Origin of the sequence: Brevibacterium sp. RIT 803 (genome assembly GCF_016892625.1) — a bacterium.
Classification (GTDB): Bacteria; Actinomycetota; Actinomycetes; order Actinomycetales; family Brevibacteriaceae; genus Brevibacterium.
Genome location: NZ_JAFEMW010000003.1, coordinates 54,278 through 68,808, shown reverse-complemented (window position 1 = coordinate 68,808; position 14,531 = coordinate 54,278). Strand labels below are relative to the sequence as shown.

Below are 14,531 nucleotides of genomic sequence, written 5' to 3'. Positions count from 1 at the left end.
GTCAGCGATCCTGGCAGGCGTCGACGAACCAGGACGTGATCGTCGTCGGGTGCGTGATCGCTGTGCCCACGACCACGGCTTGGGCACCGGCGGCCAAGGTCGCCGCAGCATCAGCCGGGGAATGGATGCGGCCCTCGGCGACAAGCATCGGTCCCAGATCTGCCTCACAGATCTCACGCACAAGCTCAAGATCAGGACCGGTCGTCGGCGGGCGCTCACCCGAGTACCCGGCCAGAGTGGTGCCGATGAAGTCAGCACCGGCGGCGGCCGCGGCACGTGCATCCTCGAGACTGCCGCAATCGGCCATGACCAGAGCGTTCGTCTCCTCATGCAGGCGTGTGATGGTCTGGGCAAGGTTCAGTCCGTCCGGGCGTGCTCGGCGAGTGCCATCGAGGGCGACCACCTGAGCGCCGGCCAGAGCCACGGCGTGCGCGTGCTGGAAGGTCGGCGTGATGACGACGTCGGAGGAACCGTCCTTCCACAGCCCGATGATCGGAGTCTCCACGGCGGACCGGGTGGCCTGGATGTCACTGATGCCTTGGATGCGCACGGCAGCCGCACCGCCGCGCACAGCGGAAGCCGCGACCTGAGCCATCGTTCGAGGATCACGCATGGGCTCACCCGGGTAGGCCTGGGCCGAGACGATGAGACCTCCGCGGAGGGAATCGACGATCTCCTGCTTGGTCAACATCACTGAGGCTCCTCGCTGCTGGTCATCGTGGTTCCGTGGGTGTCCCTACTATGGGTGTCTCTGCCGGGTCCGCGGCCGGTCGACCACAGGCTCGCCGCGCCGATGAGAGCAGCATCCTGTCCCAATTGTGCCGGGCGAAGGGGCAGCCCGCGAACGGCGGGAATGAGTTCGGCCGCAAACGCCTCGCGCAGCGGGGTCCACCACAGTTCACCGGCTCCCGAAAGGCCGCCGCCGATGACGATGACCTCGGGGGACAGCACATTGGCCACACCGCCCAGGGCAGTGCCCAGGGCTCGGCCAGCCTGCTCGAACGCACGTTGAGCCGGTGCGTCCCCGGAACGGGCGAGTTCGGCCAACTTACGCGTCGTGGTCACCCGTGACCCACTCGGGCCTCGTTCGGCGACTGCTCGACGGTAAGCCGAGAGCACAGCCGGCCCGGAGGCGATCGCTTCAAGGTGCCCCCGGCCCCCGCAGGGGCAGGACAGGCCCTGCGCGGCGGCGACCGGAACGTGACCGATGTGGCCCGCCGCGCAATGGCGGCCGGTGAGCAGTCGGTTGTCCGTGATGAATCCGCCACCGATGCCCGTTCCGGCGGCCACGAGCAGCGAGCTTCGGGTTCCGCGGGCGGCACCGGACAGTGCCTCCCCGAGCGCATGAGCATGGACATCGTTGACGGCTCGAGTCTCGACCCTAAGACGCTCCGTGACCTCGGACGTCAACGCGGTCCCGGCCCAACCAGTCAGGGAGTCCGTGGCCGAGACGACGGTTCCCGATTCGGGATCGATGACTCCGGCGGACCCGATGCCCACCTTCCAGGCGGGGGCGGGACCACTCACAGACGATACCTCGGTGTCACGGATGACCCCGCGAACCACCTCGGCGATGGAGTCGAGGATGGCGTGGGCACCAGCGGCTGCGGGCGTCGGCACCTCCCGGAGGTGGTCCAAGACCCCGTCGATGACGGAACCGGCACGGATCTTCGTGCCTCCGACATCGACGGCGACGATGGCAGCTGAGGTCACAGAAGCCCCTCGGCGGAGATGACCTCCCTGACGCGGTTGGTCTCCTCTGCATCGAGTGCGAGCATCGGTTCGGCCATGCGGTTGGAGGCGATGACGCCCATAAGCGCCAGGGCCGTTTTGAATGCGCCGAGGCCGGCGGCGCCGGGGGAGACGCGTCCAGGGGTGGGCGCAGCTGTGATCTGGAACAGTCGGGCCAAGCGGTCCTGTTCGGCTGCGACTGCGTTCCAATCACCGGCTCGGGCGGCGTCGAAGAGGCGAACGTATCCGGCTGGGTCAACATTGCCCAGACCTGGGACGATGCCGGCGGCGCCGCCGAGGAGCGCACCGTCGGCGACCACCTCGTGGCCGGTGAAGACCGCGAAGTCGGGCAGATCCTTGGTCTCGATGAGCAGGCGACGGAAGGACACGTCATCGGCCGAAGAATCCTTGACTCCGGCCAGCACGTCCTCGCGGGCGAGGCGCACGGTGACGTCATGGGGCAGTTTGGAGTGGGTGCGCACGGGGACGTCGTAGGCGAAGACCGGAACGTCGAGGCGTTCGGCGACCGTGCGGAAGTGCTGCTCGATCTCGGCGGCATCGGAGAGGGCGTAGAAGGGGGTGGTGACCACGGCGGCGTCTCCGCCGATCGAGAGCAGTCGCTTGGCCTCGTCGAGTACGCGACCGGTCGTCTGCTCGCTGATGCCGACCAGAATCGGGACCCGACCGTCGGCAGCTTCGAGCGCGGTTTCGAGCACCTGGTCGCGTTCGCTCGCGGTGAGGTAGGGCACCTCACCGGAGGAGCCGAGAACGAAGATGTTGTGGACCCCGCCGTCAACGAGATGATCGACGAGGGCCGAAGTGCTCTCGCGGTCCAGCTCTCCGCTTTCGGTGCGTGGAGTCAGCAGTGGGGGGATGATGCCGTGGAATTCACTCATTGGTCTGTCCTTGCTTGATGCTGTTGCTGTCCCCCGCCGAGGTTGTCGTCGGGGAGGTTGGGATGCGACGTGTGTACTGGTCACGTTTGCCGTAGATCGTCAGGGCCGTCACGTCGTGGACGGCGCGACGGTTCTGCGACCCGGTGAACAGGGAGATGATGTAGCCGAAGACGACGGCGCCGACGAAGGCCACGGCCGAGACTGCGAAAGGTGTCAGACCCGCGACGTCCTGGACGTACCAGGCGACGGCGGCACCGAGTACCAGTCCGCTGAGCACTCCGGCGCTGTTGGCTCGTGTGGTGAAGATGCCGAGAGCGAAGACACCGGCGAGGGGAACCCCGAAGAGTCCGGTGATGGACAGGAAGAGGTCCCAGGTCTGGGCCTGATCGGTCGCGGACAGGTAGAGGGCGACCCCGACCGAGATCGCTCCGACGATGACAATGACCAGTCGGGAGAAGCCGACGCCTGTTCGTGCCGGGCCGTTCTTGGGCGGGAAGAACCGATCCCTGATGTCGACGGTGACGCAGGCGGAGATCGAATTCAGGCTCGACGAGATCGTCGACTGTGCGGCCGCGAAGATCGCGGCGATGAGCAGACCTGAGATGCCTGCCGGCAGTGCGGTGACGGCGAAGTAGGGCACCAGTGCCGAGGTGTTGAATCCGGAAGGCAGAGCCTCGGCGTGCTGGTAGTAGCTGTAGAGGACGGTGCCGATTCCGTAGAACAGAGGAATGGTCAGCAGCGCGAGGAACCCGTTGACGATCAGGGACCGGATCGTGCTCTTGGGAGAGTCGGTCGTCTGATAGCGCTGCACCACGTCCTGGCTGGCGGTGTACTGGTGGAGGTTGTTGAACACGGAACCGAGGAAGACGATCGGGATGGCAGCCGCTGCTCCGCCGAACTTCCAATTGTCGGCCGAGATGAACTTGTCGTCTGCTGCCGCGTCAGCGGCCACTGTGGCCAGACCCCCATCGAGGGCGGCGATACCGAAGATGAGAATCACGGCTGCGCCGACGAGGAGAATGATCCCTTGGACCACGTCGGACCAGATGACGCCTTCGATACCGCCGAGGAAGGTGTAGACGACGGAGAGGACGCCGACCGCGGCGGCAACGAGCACAGGGCTGATACTGGTCACCGAGCTGATGGCCAGTGTCGGCAGATAGACGACGATGGCCACACGTCCGATGTGGAAGAGCACGAAGAGGACCGATCCGAGAACACGGATGGTGGGGCCGAAGCGTTCCTCGAGGTACTCGTAGGCGGTGGTGACGTCGAGTTTGCGGAAGAAGGGGATGTAGAACAGGACGAGGAGCGGCACGATCGCGAAGATGGCGACATTGCCGGCCGCGTAGGACCAGTCGGTGAGGAAGGCCTGCTCAGGTGTGGACATGTAGGTGATGGCAGACAACGTCGTCGCATAGATGCTGAAGCCTGCCGCCCAGGCCGGGATGCGGCCGTTGGCTTTGAAGAAGGAGTCGGTTCCGGCGCTCGCCTTGCGGGTGAACCAGACCCCGATTCCCAGCGTTGCCAGCAGATAGATGATGATCACGGCCCAGTTCAGGCCGCCGAGTCCCGGAGCGTCCATGCTCCCTCCTCACGTGAGTCCGAACGGGAACGCGTCGATGCAGATCCCGATTGATACATAAGACGTCTGATGTCCTATGTTGCCAATCTACGCTGAATGTAGGCAGGCGCACAAGCCTTGATGCTCACCGCCGCTCCTGAGCAACCCCTCAAGACCGAGACGGTGGGCGTGTGGGAAGATTGGAGGCGTGTCGAAAACTCTTGAGATCCTGACGCCGGAGGGTCTGCCGCCACTGGCCGAACGCCCCGGTGTCTCCTTCATCATGCCGGTCCTCAATGAGGCCGAGCACATCGCCAAAGCGATCACCACGATCCTGGCCCAAGACTACGAGGGAGACAAGGAAATCGTCCTCGCCCTCGGGCCCTCGACCGATGACACGAACCGCATCATCGCGGACATGGCGGCCAACGATCCGAGGATCCAGACCGTTGACAATCCCCAGGCGGCTACGCCGATCGGCCTCAACCTGGCCATCGCCGCGACTCATCATCCGGTCATCATCCGCGTGGACGCACACTCCGGGCTGCGCACCGACTACACCGAGCAGGCCATCGACACCCTGCGCCAGACGCAGGCCGCGAACTGCGGGGGACTCATGCTCGCCCGCGGACGCACCTCCTTCCAGAAGGCAGTGGCCCGGGCCTACATGTCACCCGTCGGCCTCGGCGGTCCTGCCTACCATTCCGGAGACGAAGCGGGCGAGGCCGAGTCGGCCTACCTCGGTGTCTACCGTCGTGAGGTCTTCGACCACCTCGGCGGGTTCGACGAAGGCATCAAACGCGGACAGGACTGGGAACTCAACCTGCGCATCCGCACCGCAGGCGGGCGCATCTGGTTCAACCCGAATATGGAAGTCACCTATTGGCCGCGGGATTCCTGGTCGAAGATCTCCCAGCAGTTCTGGGCCACCGGCATCTGGCGCGCTGAACTCATCCGTCGCTACGGGTCGGCCAACTCGCTGCGCTACTTTGCGCCGCCGATACTGGTCCTCGGGATGGCCGCCAGCGTCATCGAAGCCCTCCTGCAGCTCACGGGGCGCACGAAGACATGGCCGAAATTCCTGCGCCGCTTCACCTCTCTGGTTCATGTGCCCAGCCTGGGGTACGTGTCGGCAATCCTCGCGACTGCCTCGGCGGCTCAGGACTGCGGGCGACGCGAACGCGCCTGGTTCGGTCTCATCCTGCCCACCATGCACCTGTGCTGGGGTGCCGGATTCCTGCGGGGCCTGGTCACCGGCGCTGGATCGACGAAAGACGGCAGTCGTTGAGCAAGAAGAATCGTCGCTACGGTCGCAGTGAACGCGAGCAGAACACTCGCGCACAAGCAGGCAGCTTACAGCCTGCCGACGAGCCGTTCGAGACCGGACGCGCTCCGGTGCCCGAGCGTCCGGCACCGAAGAAGTTCAACGCACCGCTGTGGGCTGGCATCATCGTCGTCATCGCGGTCGTCGCCGTCCTCGGGTTCAACATGTTCAGCAGCAAGGACCACCTGACCGTGGACTCGCTCAACAAGCCCGCGGTCGCCGCCCTCGACGGCGGTTCCGAGGTCTACCCGGCGAATTCCGCATTCGCCTTCACCGAGAATGCGAAGTTCGGTTACCTGCCCGCACCGACCCTGTCGGAACTGGGCGATGGCACCATCGTCGCCGCGGATCCGAAGTCCGCGCCCAAGGCGATGGAGCTCAAGGAGGACCTGGCCTCGCTGGATCGCGATTCATTCCTCGGCCAGGACATCACGCCTCCGCGCAAGAACACCGCACCCGGTGAGCCCATCACCTGGGACCAGATGGTCGATGAGATGGCTGGAGCCACCGTGCTCATGCCCCTGGTCGAATCACCCGAGGTGGCGACCCCAGTGCTGCAGAAGATCGCCGAGGCGGACATCGCCGATTCGACCATCGTGCGCACCGATGATGCCGAGGTCGCAAAGGCCGCATCCGACGCCGAGGTTGCCGTGATGTTCACCGGTGATCCGACGGCATCCGCAACGGAGTCCTTGTCCTCTTCGGGATACACCATGATTGCCGTGGACGCGGCGACGGCGGCACAATGGACCGGGTCGGATCTCAAGGTCTGGGCCACCGGAGTCAAGGACGAGAAGCAGCTCAAGGAACTTGCCGACGCTGGGATCTATGGAGCCCTGAGCACCAACCCGTATTCCATCCAGCCCTCAGAAGTGAAGTCCAACTGACAACCCTGCACCAGATCAATGATCAGGAGATGACATGACACAGCCCATCGGCAACCCATCGCACATCGGGAACCTCGACGCCGCGCAGCTCGGCCCCCAGCCGACCTACCTGCCCGATGACCACGCGGACGTTGAAGCCAAGAAACGCCTCGACGCCGGCGAAGAGCCCATCGACATCGTTGCCAGCCTGCCCGCCTCATCCCTGGCCTGGGCGATCCTGGCCGATGAAGCACACAGCGAGGGCCGCCTCGTGGACGCCTACGCCTATGCTCGCGTCGGCTACCACCGGGGCCTCGATTCGCTGCGTGCCGCCGGATGGCGCGGAGCCGGTCCGATCCCGTGGAAGCATGAGATCAATCGCGGTTTCCTGCGCGCGCTCAACGCCCTGGGTCGTGCTGCCGGCGCGATCGGCGAAGGTGAAGAAGCGGCGCGGATCGAAGAGTTCCTGCGCTCGTCAGACCCAGCTGCCATCGACGCGATTGCGGCGGGGGAGTAGCGGCTCCTCAGAAGAAGAACTCTTTATCGCGGGAGGTCGGCTCCATGCTGTCTTGGGAGCCAGTTCACGCCAGCTCCTGCAGGTAGGTGCTGAAGCCGCCTGCGGCTCGTCCTTCCAACCTAGCTGAGGTGAGGACCCGGCAGGTGTCGGTGCGCAGCACCCGGCCGCCGGCCTCGAGAACCGCAGCCACCAAGGCCGCGTCCTCACCGCATGGCAGGGGCGGAATTCCGTCGACGAGTTCGAAGTAGGTTCCGCGGACACCAAGGTTGGCCCCGAAGACAAACGGGTGGTCCTCGCCCAGTTCATGTGCGTCATGCCATTTGGCAAGGAGCTCGGACGACCCGGTCTCAGGTCTCGGAGCAACCGTGCCCACGATGCAGTCGACACCGAGCTCGGCATTACGGATCTGGGAGGCGATCCAATGTTCGGGCACGCGGCTGTCGGCATCGGTGAACGCGAGCCACATCGCATCAAGCGCCTGCTGGGTGTGAATGCCCCTTTGTCCGATGAAGTACTCGGCGGCGGCATTGCGAGCGTTGCCAACATTGTTGAACGAGACAGTGACCACCTCGACAATCGGATTCCGAGACGCGAAGTCCGTGACCAGGTCGAGCGTATTATCCGTGCACGCATCGGCCACGACGATCACCCGGATGTGCACGACTGTGGAGGTGTGCCGTGCGTGCGCAATCGAGGCCATCACCGATTCGAGGCAGCCTTCGATCTCATCTTCCTCATTGTGCGCCGGGACGATGACCGCAAAGACATCAATCATCGGTGTCGCCCCCGGCAGCTGCTGCAGAATCGTTCGGGGGCTTCGTCACAGTGAGGATGTCGAGACGATACTTCGCATCAGCATGGAACTCGACCCTGTGCTGAGGCCAGAAGCTCAGGCAGCTGTCGTGGACCTCATCGGCATTCGAGGGCCAATCGCGGATCTCGCCCTTCCAATGGCAGAGCACCAACACAAAACTGTGAGTCGTGGACTCATTGATGCGCTGCAGAGTCTGATGCAACTGGGTTCGAGACAGGTAGAAGCCCGTCTCGGACAGGACAACACAGTCGAAGAGCCCCTCGGGCCACTCGAATGGAACCGTGGCGCGAATGTAACTGACTCGGGAGTTGTCCAGGCGGTGCCGCTCGGCGATGGTCAGAGCCTGACTGCTGGCATCGACAGCGGTCACGCGTTCACTCACCTCAGCGAGTTCTTCGCTGAGGACCCCGATGGAGCAGCCGATTTCCAGCGTATGGGCAAACGAGGTCTGCGGAAGGTGGGCGAGCAGAGTCGCACGTTTGGAGATCTCGTATGCGGAATCACGCACGGCCCAGGGATCACTGCGATCAATGTGGACGCCGTCGAAGACCCGTGAGGCTGTGTGCGCGTCATTGACACCCGCCTCGGCAGCTGTCTCCGACTTGTCGGCGCCGAAGTCCGTCACCTTGAAAGTGTCGCCGCCTCGGTTGAAGTGCTCCAACTGTGCCCGACTGAGGATCGCCTCATCGCCGGTCTGGTCGGACAGGGGCAGAGTCTGCGAGGGGTAGCATTCGAAGACCGCCTGCCTGTCCAGGCCCTCAGGGTCAGGGAGGAAGCGCCACGATCGCCACTGTGAGTCTTCGGGTGTAGCCCAGTGCCAATACCAGATGGGATATTCGAGAACCATTGCCCTGCTTCGCCGTCCCACAGCCAGAGCGGCCTGACCAAGTGCCTCATGATCGGCGTGCCCATCACGGCTGTACGGGGCGACGATGGAGACTGGCCCCTGAGCTGCAGAGAGCTCCGACACAATTTCCTGCAGTATCTGGTCGCTGTGCTCGGCCAGGTTGCCATCCTCGAATTCGAGGAATCTGCTCGTCACTGACGGGCCCAGCGTGCTCAGCGCAGCTTCGAATTCCTGCAGGCGAACTTGTTTGAGGCGGATTCGGGTGTGTGTGGTCGAATGAGGGTGCGACTTCTCCCCGGCTGTGAACAGAAGCACCGTCACATCGGCGTCGCACGCCAGAGCGTGAGACAGCAGCGAGGCGGCGCCGAATGCTTCGTCATCGGGGTGGGCCGCGAGCACCAGGACGGAACCACCCTCAGCACAGACATCGTCGGTCAGGAGAGGAAGGTCGAGGGCTCCGGCCTGAACCCACGCCTCTTCGCTGGTGCTCTCATCTAGGTGACTGAAGCTCATTGTGCTGTGAAATCTCTCACGAGCGCTTCGCCCAGGGACGCCTCGTCGCGGGGCCCGTGGTGTTGGCTGAGGTAGACGGTGAGGTCCGCGTCGGCCTTCGCGAAGGCTCTGTCGCCGGTGAGTGCGGCAGGCCCTGCGAGCTCTCGGCTCAAAAGCTGAATCTGCTGGGCACCGCGATAGACGATGTTGCGCACCCGCAGAGCTAACGACCAGGCATCATCGCGTGAGAATTCCTCGTCACCGTCTGCGGCCTCGGCCGCGTGAGCGAGCACCGAACGGGTCGCGAAGATCTCCGCATCGAGCTGTCCCAAGCAGAGATCGCCCATCGGTGCGGGAGAGGGGCGCGCGAAATGTCGGCGCGCCGCATTCTGCGCCAGGCCCAGGGCACCACCGAACCAGCAGGCGGCGACCCTGATCCCGCCCCAGGCGAACGACGGACGGTCGAGGTACCAGCCGGGCGGACCGACCGCCTCGGCGGGAGCCTGGGCAAACGTCACAGACCCGCTGGGGATCTCGCGGAGACCAAGGCTCGGCCATGCGGTTTGGTCGGGATGGACTCGCGGATCATCCATGCCCACCGCCACAGCCTGCCCGTGTCCATTGCGATGGGCGATGACGATGGCATGACTCAACTCTGATGCCAAGGAACACCACGCCTTCTCTCCGGTGATGACGGTGCAGCCATCCGCCTCGGCGACAGTGACGACCTTTCCAGGGACTTCCGCAGCATAGACACCCCATGTGGTCTGGTCTCCGGGTGGCTCGAGACCCGCCTCGGCGATGATGCCGAGGGCATCGATATGGGGCTCGAGCATGCGGGCGACGGCCACATCGATCGACGCGACCATCGACAGAGCCTCCCACTGGTGCAGTTGGGACGAGGTACCGGTGAGGTCCAAATGGTTCTGCAGTGAGGTGATCTTCGTCGGTGGGGCTGTGCCGTCAGTGACCAGCTGAATCAGGGCCTCACGCTGGGAGGACGCTCGGGGGAGCTCGAACCAGGGGGCCAGTGGAGAGGAGAAGCCACCTGAGTCGGAACTAGCGAAGTCTCTGCTCATATCGTTTCCTTCGGGATAATCGGTGCCTGGACGGAAGAGAGCAGGGTGCTAGGAGTCCATCGCGGTGCGGAGTCGTTCGATGAGGTCGTCGAGTCCGTCGTCGAACTCTCGGGCGGAATGGTTCTCAGCGAGTTTGCTCTGCAGCCGTTGCACCGTCGGATAGTCACCAAGGTTCTCGTTGTCCTGCTCGTCGCTGCTGTTCTCCGCAATCGGAACTGGACTGACGCCCAGGGCCGATACTTGGAGCAGAAGGTCGCCGAGGAGGAAGCTGGTGAAGGCTTTGTAGGCGCTGACGGCACGATCGTCGGAGAACCCATACTCCTTCAGTGACGTGAGGAAATAGTCGACCCAGCGGATGCTGCGCAAGGGTGGGCGCAGCCACGGGGCATCTGGCGGTTGGGTGATCATCAGGGGAAACATCTTCGGATGGGTCAGCGCGAGCTTGCGCATCGCATTCGCAACGTATTGAAAATAGCCCTCCCAGGACGAAGGCCTCTCCTGCATCAGATCGTCATTGAAGAGATCGTCGATGAGTTCACCGACGGCCGCAGAGATGAGTTCTTCGCGCCCGGGAACATGTCGGTACAGGGCCATGGCCTCGACACCGAGTGCGGCACCCAGCCGTCTCATGGTCAGGGCTTGGACTCCGTTGTCGTCGATGAAGGTGATTGCAGCTTGAACGACTTCGGTGCGACTCAGACGCCGGCGAATCATGGAATCTCCTCACATCGGTGAATCGGCGGACATCCGTGAACGGGCCCGGTCCGCATTCATCCTAGCGGTCCTGTGGTCACCGGAGACGACTCTGCGCCCAGAGCTCAGGTGAGCTCGGGGCGCAGAGTGCACTGGGGATGTGCAGGTATCGAAGGGATCGATCCTCAGGCCTTGGCGGCCCGACTGCGGCCGGTGATGAGTCCCCAGACGATGAGGACGATCAGCGAACCGCCGATGGCGCACAGCCAGGTGGAGATATCGAAGAACGAGCTGACTCCCGCGCCGAACACGGCACTGCCGATCCAGCCGCCTAGGAGTGCGCCGATGACGCCCAGGATGAGGGTGGCGATCCAGCCGCCGCCCTGACGTCCCGGCAGGATCAACTTTGCGATAGCCCCGGCGATGAGGCCGAGGACGAGGTAAGCGATGAAGCCCATGGGTAGTTTCCTTTGATAGTGCGGGGAAGCGCGAGGCCTGAGGCCTCTCGATGTTTACACTGTAATCAATGTTTACAGTGTAAGCAACATATCAGAGGAGTTGAGTGCTGGGCAATGCGGTCAGTGGTCAATGGTGATGTGCCTGGCGCGTGCTGTCTGCAGCAGGCGAAGCAGCGAGTGCCTCGGCTGGCTGCAGTCCGAAGCTGAGGGTGTGGTCCGTGCCTCAGGCTGAGATGACTGCCGCTCCGCCTTCGATGTTCTGGGCGGTGAAGACCGAATCGAGCAGTCCGGGGAAGCGGGCGTCGAGATCGTCCTTGCGCAGCGAGTTCATGATCGACGTGCCCTGGTACTCCTGGCGGATCACACCAGCCTCGCGCAGGGTTCTGAAGTGATAGGTCGACGTCGACTTCGATACCGGCAGCTCGAATGTCGCGCAGGCATGATCGTCGTCGGTGCTGTTCAGGCGGCAGGCGATGTGTCTGCGAATCGGGTCGGCGAGCGCGGCGAGCACGGTGTCGAGTCGCATCTCATCCCGTTCAGGGTGGTCGAGAGTTCTCATGTGCTGCCTCCTCGTCTGAGTATCTCGGTGATCTTCCTGTCACATTGTTTCACTGTCCTTTGATTGTACGTCTTTATTCGTAGTACGGTAACTGTCGAAGTACGAGGAGTTTCGTACTTCATCTCGAGTCCAGCATCCACGACTCGAGCCCACTACCGATGATCACGAGGTCTTATGTCCAACCTGCTGTTCGAACCACTCACCCTGCGTGGCGTGACTTTCCGCAACCGTGCATGGGTGCCGCCGATGTGCCAGTACTCGGCAGACCACCTTGACGGCGTTGTCACACCATGGCATTTCGTCCACTACGGATCGATGGCCAAGGGCGGCGCAGGCGCCATCATCGTCGAAGCCGCAGGCGTTACTCCTGAAGGACGGATCTCTCCGCGGGACCTGGGTATGTGGAACGACGAACAGCGTGATGCTCTGGTGCCGATCGTCGACTTCATGCACTCGCAGGGAGCCGCGGCTGGAATCCAGCTGGCCCATGCAGGGCGTAAGGCCTCGACCTACCCCGACTTGGGATACGGCAATGAAGGCAGCCTGTCCGAGAGCGAAGGCGGCTGGGAGACTCTCGCGCCCTCCGCAGTGGCCTTCCCCGGACTGAACACGCCACGTGAGCTCACCGAAGCAGAGATCGCTGAGACTGTCACTGCCTTCGCGGACTCAGCTCGCAGGTCGATGGAGGCCGGTTTCGACTTCGTGGAAATTCACGGTGCGCACGGCTACCTGCTCCATGAGTTTCTCTCCCCGCTGTCCAACACCCGCAACGACTCTTACGGCGGAACCCCAGAGAACAGGGCCCGTTTCCTCCTCGAGGTCGTTGACGCCACCCGCGCCGAGGTGGGCGAAGACGTTCCCGTGCTCGTACGCCTATCCGCGACGGACTGGACTGAAGGCGGGCTGACTCTCGATGATACGGCTCAGCTGTCGGGGTGGTTGAAGGACCACGGGGTTGATCTGGTCGACGTTTCGACTGGTGCGAACGTCGTGGCCAAGATCCCGGTTGGCCCCGGCTACCAGACGAGCTTCGCTGCCGGAATCCGCAAGCAGGCCGACATCCCCACCGCTGCAGTCGGACTCATCACCGAGCCGTTCCAGGCCGAGCATATTCTGGCGACCGAGCAGGCCGACGTCATTCTCCTTGGCCGCGAATCGCTGCGCGATCCCAACTTCCCTATTCGCGCCGCAGCCGCACTGCGTCACGAGATCGACTACAAGCCGACACAGTACCTGCGGGCGCATAAGTAGGCTGTCGGTCTGAGACTGTGAGCATAGGTGCGGGTGGAGCAGTTGACTCCGCCCGCACCAGCGTCACATCAGCCCGCCGATCCACAGTCCCAATCCTGCCGCTGCGGTCGCCACCACCAGCGTGCCGATGCCGTTGAATAGGCTGAGAGCCCACTGGCGTTCCTGGATGAGGCGGATGGTCTCGAAGCTGGCGGTCGAAAATGTCGTGTACCCGCCGAGGAAGCCTGTGCCGACGACAAGCTGCCACTCCTCGGGCAGGATCGAGGCGCTGGCCAGCCCGGTCAGCAGCCCCAGCGCCAGTGACCCGCTGACGTTGATGGCGATCGTGGCCCAGGGGAAGGCGCTGCTCACGCGTGATCTGATGATCCCGTCGAGCAGCATCCTCGCGGAGGCGCCGATGCCCCCGGCCAGGGCGAGCGCGATGAAGATCAGCGGCGTCATTTCGCGCCTCGATTGTGCGCGACAGTTGCCACGGCGATGCCTGCCCACGTGGCCAGACCGCCGACGAGCACTGTGCCCAGGCCGTAGGTGATCCCGGCACCGACATCCCCCTCGCTGAGGAGGCTCGCTGTGGCCGCAGCCAGCGCGCTGTAGGTGGTGAAGCCACCCATGAACCCGGTTCCGACCAGGATCCGCAGCCGACGCCTGCGTCCCTCATCGGGACCCATTCGGGCCAGGGCATCGAGAAGCAGCCCCAGTAGGAAGGAGCCGAGGATGTTGACGGCGAAGATCGCCCACGGAATGCCGTCTGCGGAGGGGAGCGCAAGTGTGATGGCCTCGCGGGCAGCAGTGCCGAATGTGCCGCCGATGAGCGCCAATCCCAGATAGGGCAGGCGCAGATGGGCGGGTCTGGTATTGCTGGGGACGTTGCTCATGGGAACTCCTACCTTCTGGGCATGCTGACGCCGGTCGAGGTAGGGACTGTTGTCGGAGAACCGAGGTTGGGTACGGCGAGCCCCACCGCCGTGACGCTGATGTGCATCACGGCAATTCTGCCACACGGGCACGCGAAGAGGCCGCCGGATGACTGACATCCGACGGCCCCTGGTTGGATGAGGTTATTCAGCCCTCGCGGATCGTCATCCGGCTCAGCTTGGCGCCGTCGACGGCGAAGGTGAACGAGGATCGGCCGTTCGCGTGAGTTGAGCGCCAGTCGCCGATGACGGTGACCTCATCACCATCGTTCGAGACCTCTTCGGGCGTGAGGGTGCCGGTCGCGCCGATGAATTCCTTGTCGCTCCAGGCCTTGATGGCATCGCGGCCGGTGAATTCTCTGCCCCAGTCATCGACGGTGCCATCGGCGGTGAAGGCGTCGAGGAAGCCCTGGTCGTCGTGGGCGTTGACGGCGTCGATGAAGCCGGCGACGGGCTCGGGAATCTGCAGATCTGACATTTGGTGTTCCTTAGCTTCTTTGAGATATGTGCTGTGTGTGCTGTGTGC

General features: G+C 63.9%; 17 protein-coding genes. 4 read left to right on the top strand and 13 right to left on the bottom strand.

The features are described 5' to 3' along the window. Window position 1: 1 nt before the first annotated feature. The 4 genes from JTF07_RS10745 to JTF07_RS10730 are packed head-to-tail and all read right to left on the bottom strand — an operon-like array spanning window position 2 to window position 4,212. Window positions 2-691, bottom strand: coding sequence for an N-acetylmannosamine-6-phosphate 2-epimerase (locus JTF07_RS10745; protein WP_204234274.1), 690 nt, complete (start codon window positions 689-691; stop codon window positions 2-4). Continuing rightward, complete coding sequence (locus JTF07_RS10740) at window positions 691-1,713, bottom strand: ROK family protein (protein WP_353843935.1); 1,023 nt, start codon at window positions 1,711-1,713, stop codon at window positions 691-693. The genes JTF07_RS10745 and JTF07_RS10740 overlap by 1 nt, the downstream gene beginning before the upstream one ends. Then, complete coding sequence (locus JTF07_RS10735) at window positions 1,710-2,627, bottom strand: dihydrodipicolinate synthase family protein (protein ID WP_204234273.1); 918 nt, start codon at window positions 2,625-2,627, stop codon at window positions 1,710-1,712. Before JTF07_RS10735 ends, JTF07_RS10740 begins: the two co-directional genes overlap by 4 nt. Next, entirely contained in the window at window positions 2,620-4,212 is a 1,593-nt protein-coding gene (locus JTF07_RS10730; protein WP_204234272.1) for a sodium:solute symporter family protein, read from the bottom strand. The genes JTF07_RS10735 and JTF07_RS10730 overlap by 8 nt, the downstream gene beginning before the upstream one ends. A 187-nt stretch (window positions 4,213-4,399) precedes the next feature. On the opposite strand from JTF07_RS10730, the gene JTF07_RS10725 reads away from it, so the two are divergent. From JTF07_RS10725 to JTF07_RS10715, 3 genes are read left to right on the top strand one after another with little or no spacing between them, the layout of a single operon-like run. After that, window positions 4,400-5,479 (top strand): glycosyltransferase family 2 protein, encoded by a 1,080-nt coding sequence (locus JTF07_RS10725; RefSeq protein ID WP_204234271.1) that lies wholly within the window; start codon window positions 4,400-4,402, stop codon window positions 5,477-5,479. Next, a complete protein-coding gene (locus JTF07_RS10720) occupies window positions 5,476-6,402 on the top strand; it encodes a hypothetical protein (protein ID WP_204234270.1) in 927 nt (308 codons plus the stop codon). Before JTF07_RS10725 ends, JTF07_RS10720 begins: the two co-directional genes overlap by 4 nt. Window positions 6,403-6,436: 34 nt before the next feature. Then, a complete protein-coding gene (locus JTF07_RS10715) occupies window positions 6,437-6,898 on the top strand; it encodes a DUF3151 domain-containing protein (protein ID WP_204234269.1) in 462 nt (153 codons plus the stop codon). Between the two features lie 64 nt (window positions 6,899-6,962). Here the strand turns inward: JTF07_RS10715 and JTF07_RS10710 are convergent, their stop codons facing one another. The 6 genes from JTF07_RS10710 to JTF07_RS10685 form a co-directional block, all read right to left on the bottom strand. After that, a complete protein-coding gene (locus JTF07_RS10710) occupies window positions 6,963-7,673 on the bottom strand; it encodes a glycosyltransferase family 2 protein (protein ID WP_204234268.1) in 711 nt (236 codons plus the stop codon). Further along, window positions 7,666-9,072 carry a PIG-L family deacetylase gene (locus tag JTF07_RS10705; RefSeq protein ID WP_204234267.1) on the bottom strand — a complete coding sequence of 469 codons (1,407 nt, stop codon included), beginning with the start codon at window positions 9,070-9,072 and terminating at the stop codon, window positions 7,666-7,668. Before JTF07_RS10705 ends, JTF07_RS10710 begins: the two co-directional genes overlap by 8 nt. Continuing rightward, the gene (locus tag JTF07_RS10700; protein WP_204234266.1) at window positions 9,069-10,130 is read right to left on the bottom strand and encodes an acyl-CoA dehydrogenase family protein; all 1,062 of its coding nucleotides are present in this window, start codon (window positions 10,128-10,130) and stop codon (window positions 9,069-9,071) included. Before JTF07_RS10700 ends, JTF07_RS10705 begins: the two co-directional genes overlap by 4 nt. Window positions 10,131-10,178: 48 nt before the next feature. After that, window positions 10,179-10,844, bottom strand: a complete 666-nt coding sequence (locus JTF07_RS10695) for a TetR/AcrR family transcriptional regulator (RefSeq protein WP_204234265.1) — start codon at window positions 10,842-10,844, stop codon at window positions 10,179-10,181. A gap of 164 nt (window positions 10,845-11,008) precedes the next feature. Beyond that, on the bottom strand, window positions 11,009-11,281 hold the full coding sequence (locus JTF07_RS10690; protein WP_204234264.1) for a GlsB/YeaQ/YmgE family stress response membrane protein: 273 nt from the start codon (window positions 11,279-11,281) through the stop codon (window positions 11,009-11,011). Window positions 11,282-11,504: 223 nt separating this feature from the next. Beyond that, window positions 11,505-11,840, bottom strand: coding sequence for an ArsR/SmtB family transcription factor (locus JTF07_RS10685; protein ID WP_204234263.1), 336 nt, complete (start codon window positions 11,838-11,840; stop codon window positions 11,505-11,507). A 174-nt stretch (window positions 11,841-12,014) separates the two neighbouring features. Here JTF07_RS10685 and JTF07_RS10680 point away from each other — a divergent pair, with 174 nt between their 5' ends. After that, the gene (locus JTF07_RS10680; RefSeq protein ID WP_204234262.1) at window positions 12,015-13,091 is read left to right on the top strand and encodes an NADH:flavin oxidoreductase/NADH oxidase; all 1,077 of its coding nucleotides are present in this window, start codon (window positions 12,015-12,017) and stop codon (window positions 13,089-13,091) included. Between the two features lie 63 nt (window positions 13,092-13,154). On the opposite strand, the gene crcB is transcribed toward JTF07_RS10680, so the two are convergent. The 3 genes from crcB to JTF07_RS10665 form a co-directional block, all read right to left on the bottom strand. Next, window positions 13,155-13,532 (bottom strand): fluoride efflux transporter CrcB, encoded by a 378-nt coding sequence (gene crcB / locus JTF07_RS10675; protein ID WP_204234261.1) that lies wholly within the window; start codon window positions 13,530-13,532, stop codon window positions 13,155-13,157. Next, the gene (locus JTF07_RS10670) at window positions 13,529-13,966 is read right to left on the bottom strand and encodes a fluoride efflux transporter FluC (protein ID WP_204234260.1); all 438 of its coding nucleotides are present in this window, start codon (window positions 13,964-13,966) and stop codon (window positions 13,529-13,531) included. Before JTF07_RS10670 ends, crcB begins: the two co-directional genes overlap by 4 nt. A 187-nt stretch (window positions 13,967-14,153) precedes the next feature. Then, a complete protein-coding gene (locus tag JTF07_RS10665; RefSeq protein ID WP_204234259.1) occupies window positions 14,154-14,483 on the bottom strand; it encodes a nuclear transport factor 2 family protein in 330 nt (109 codons plus the stop codon). Between the last annotated feature and the right edge of the window lie 48 nt (window positions 14,484-14,531).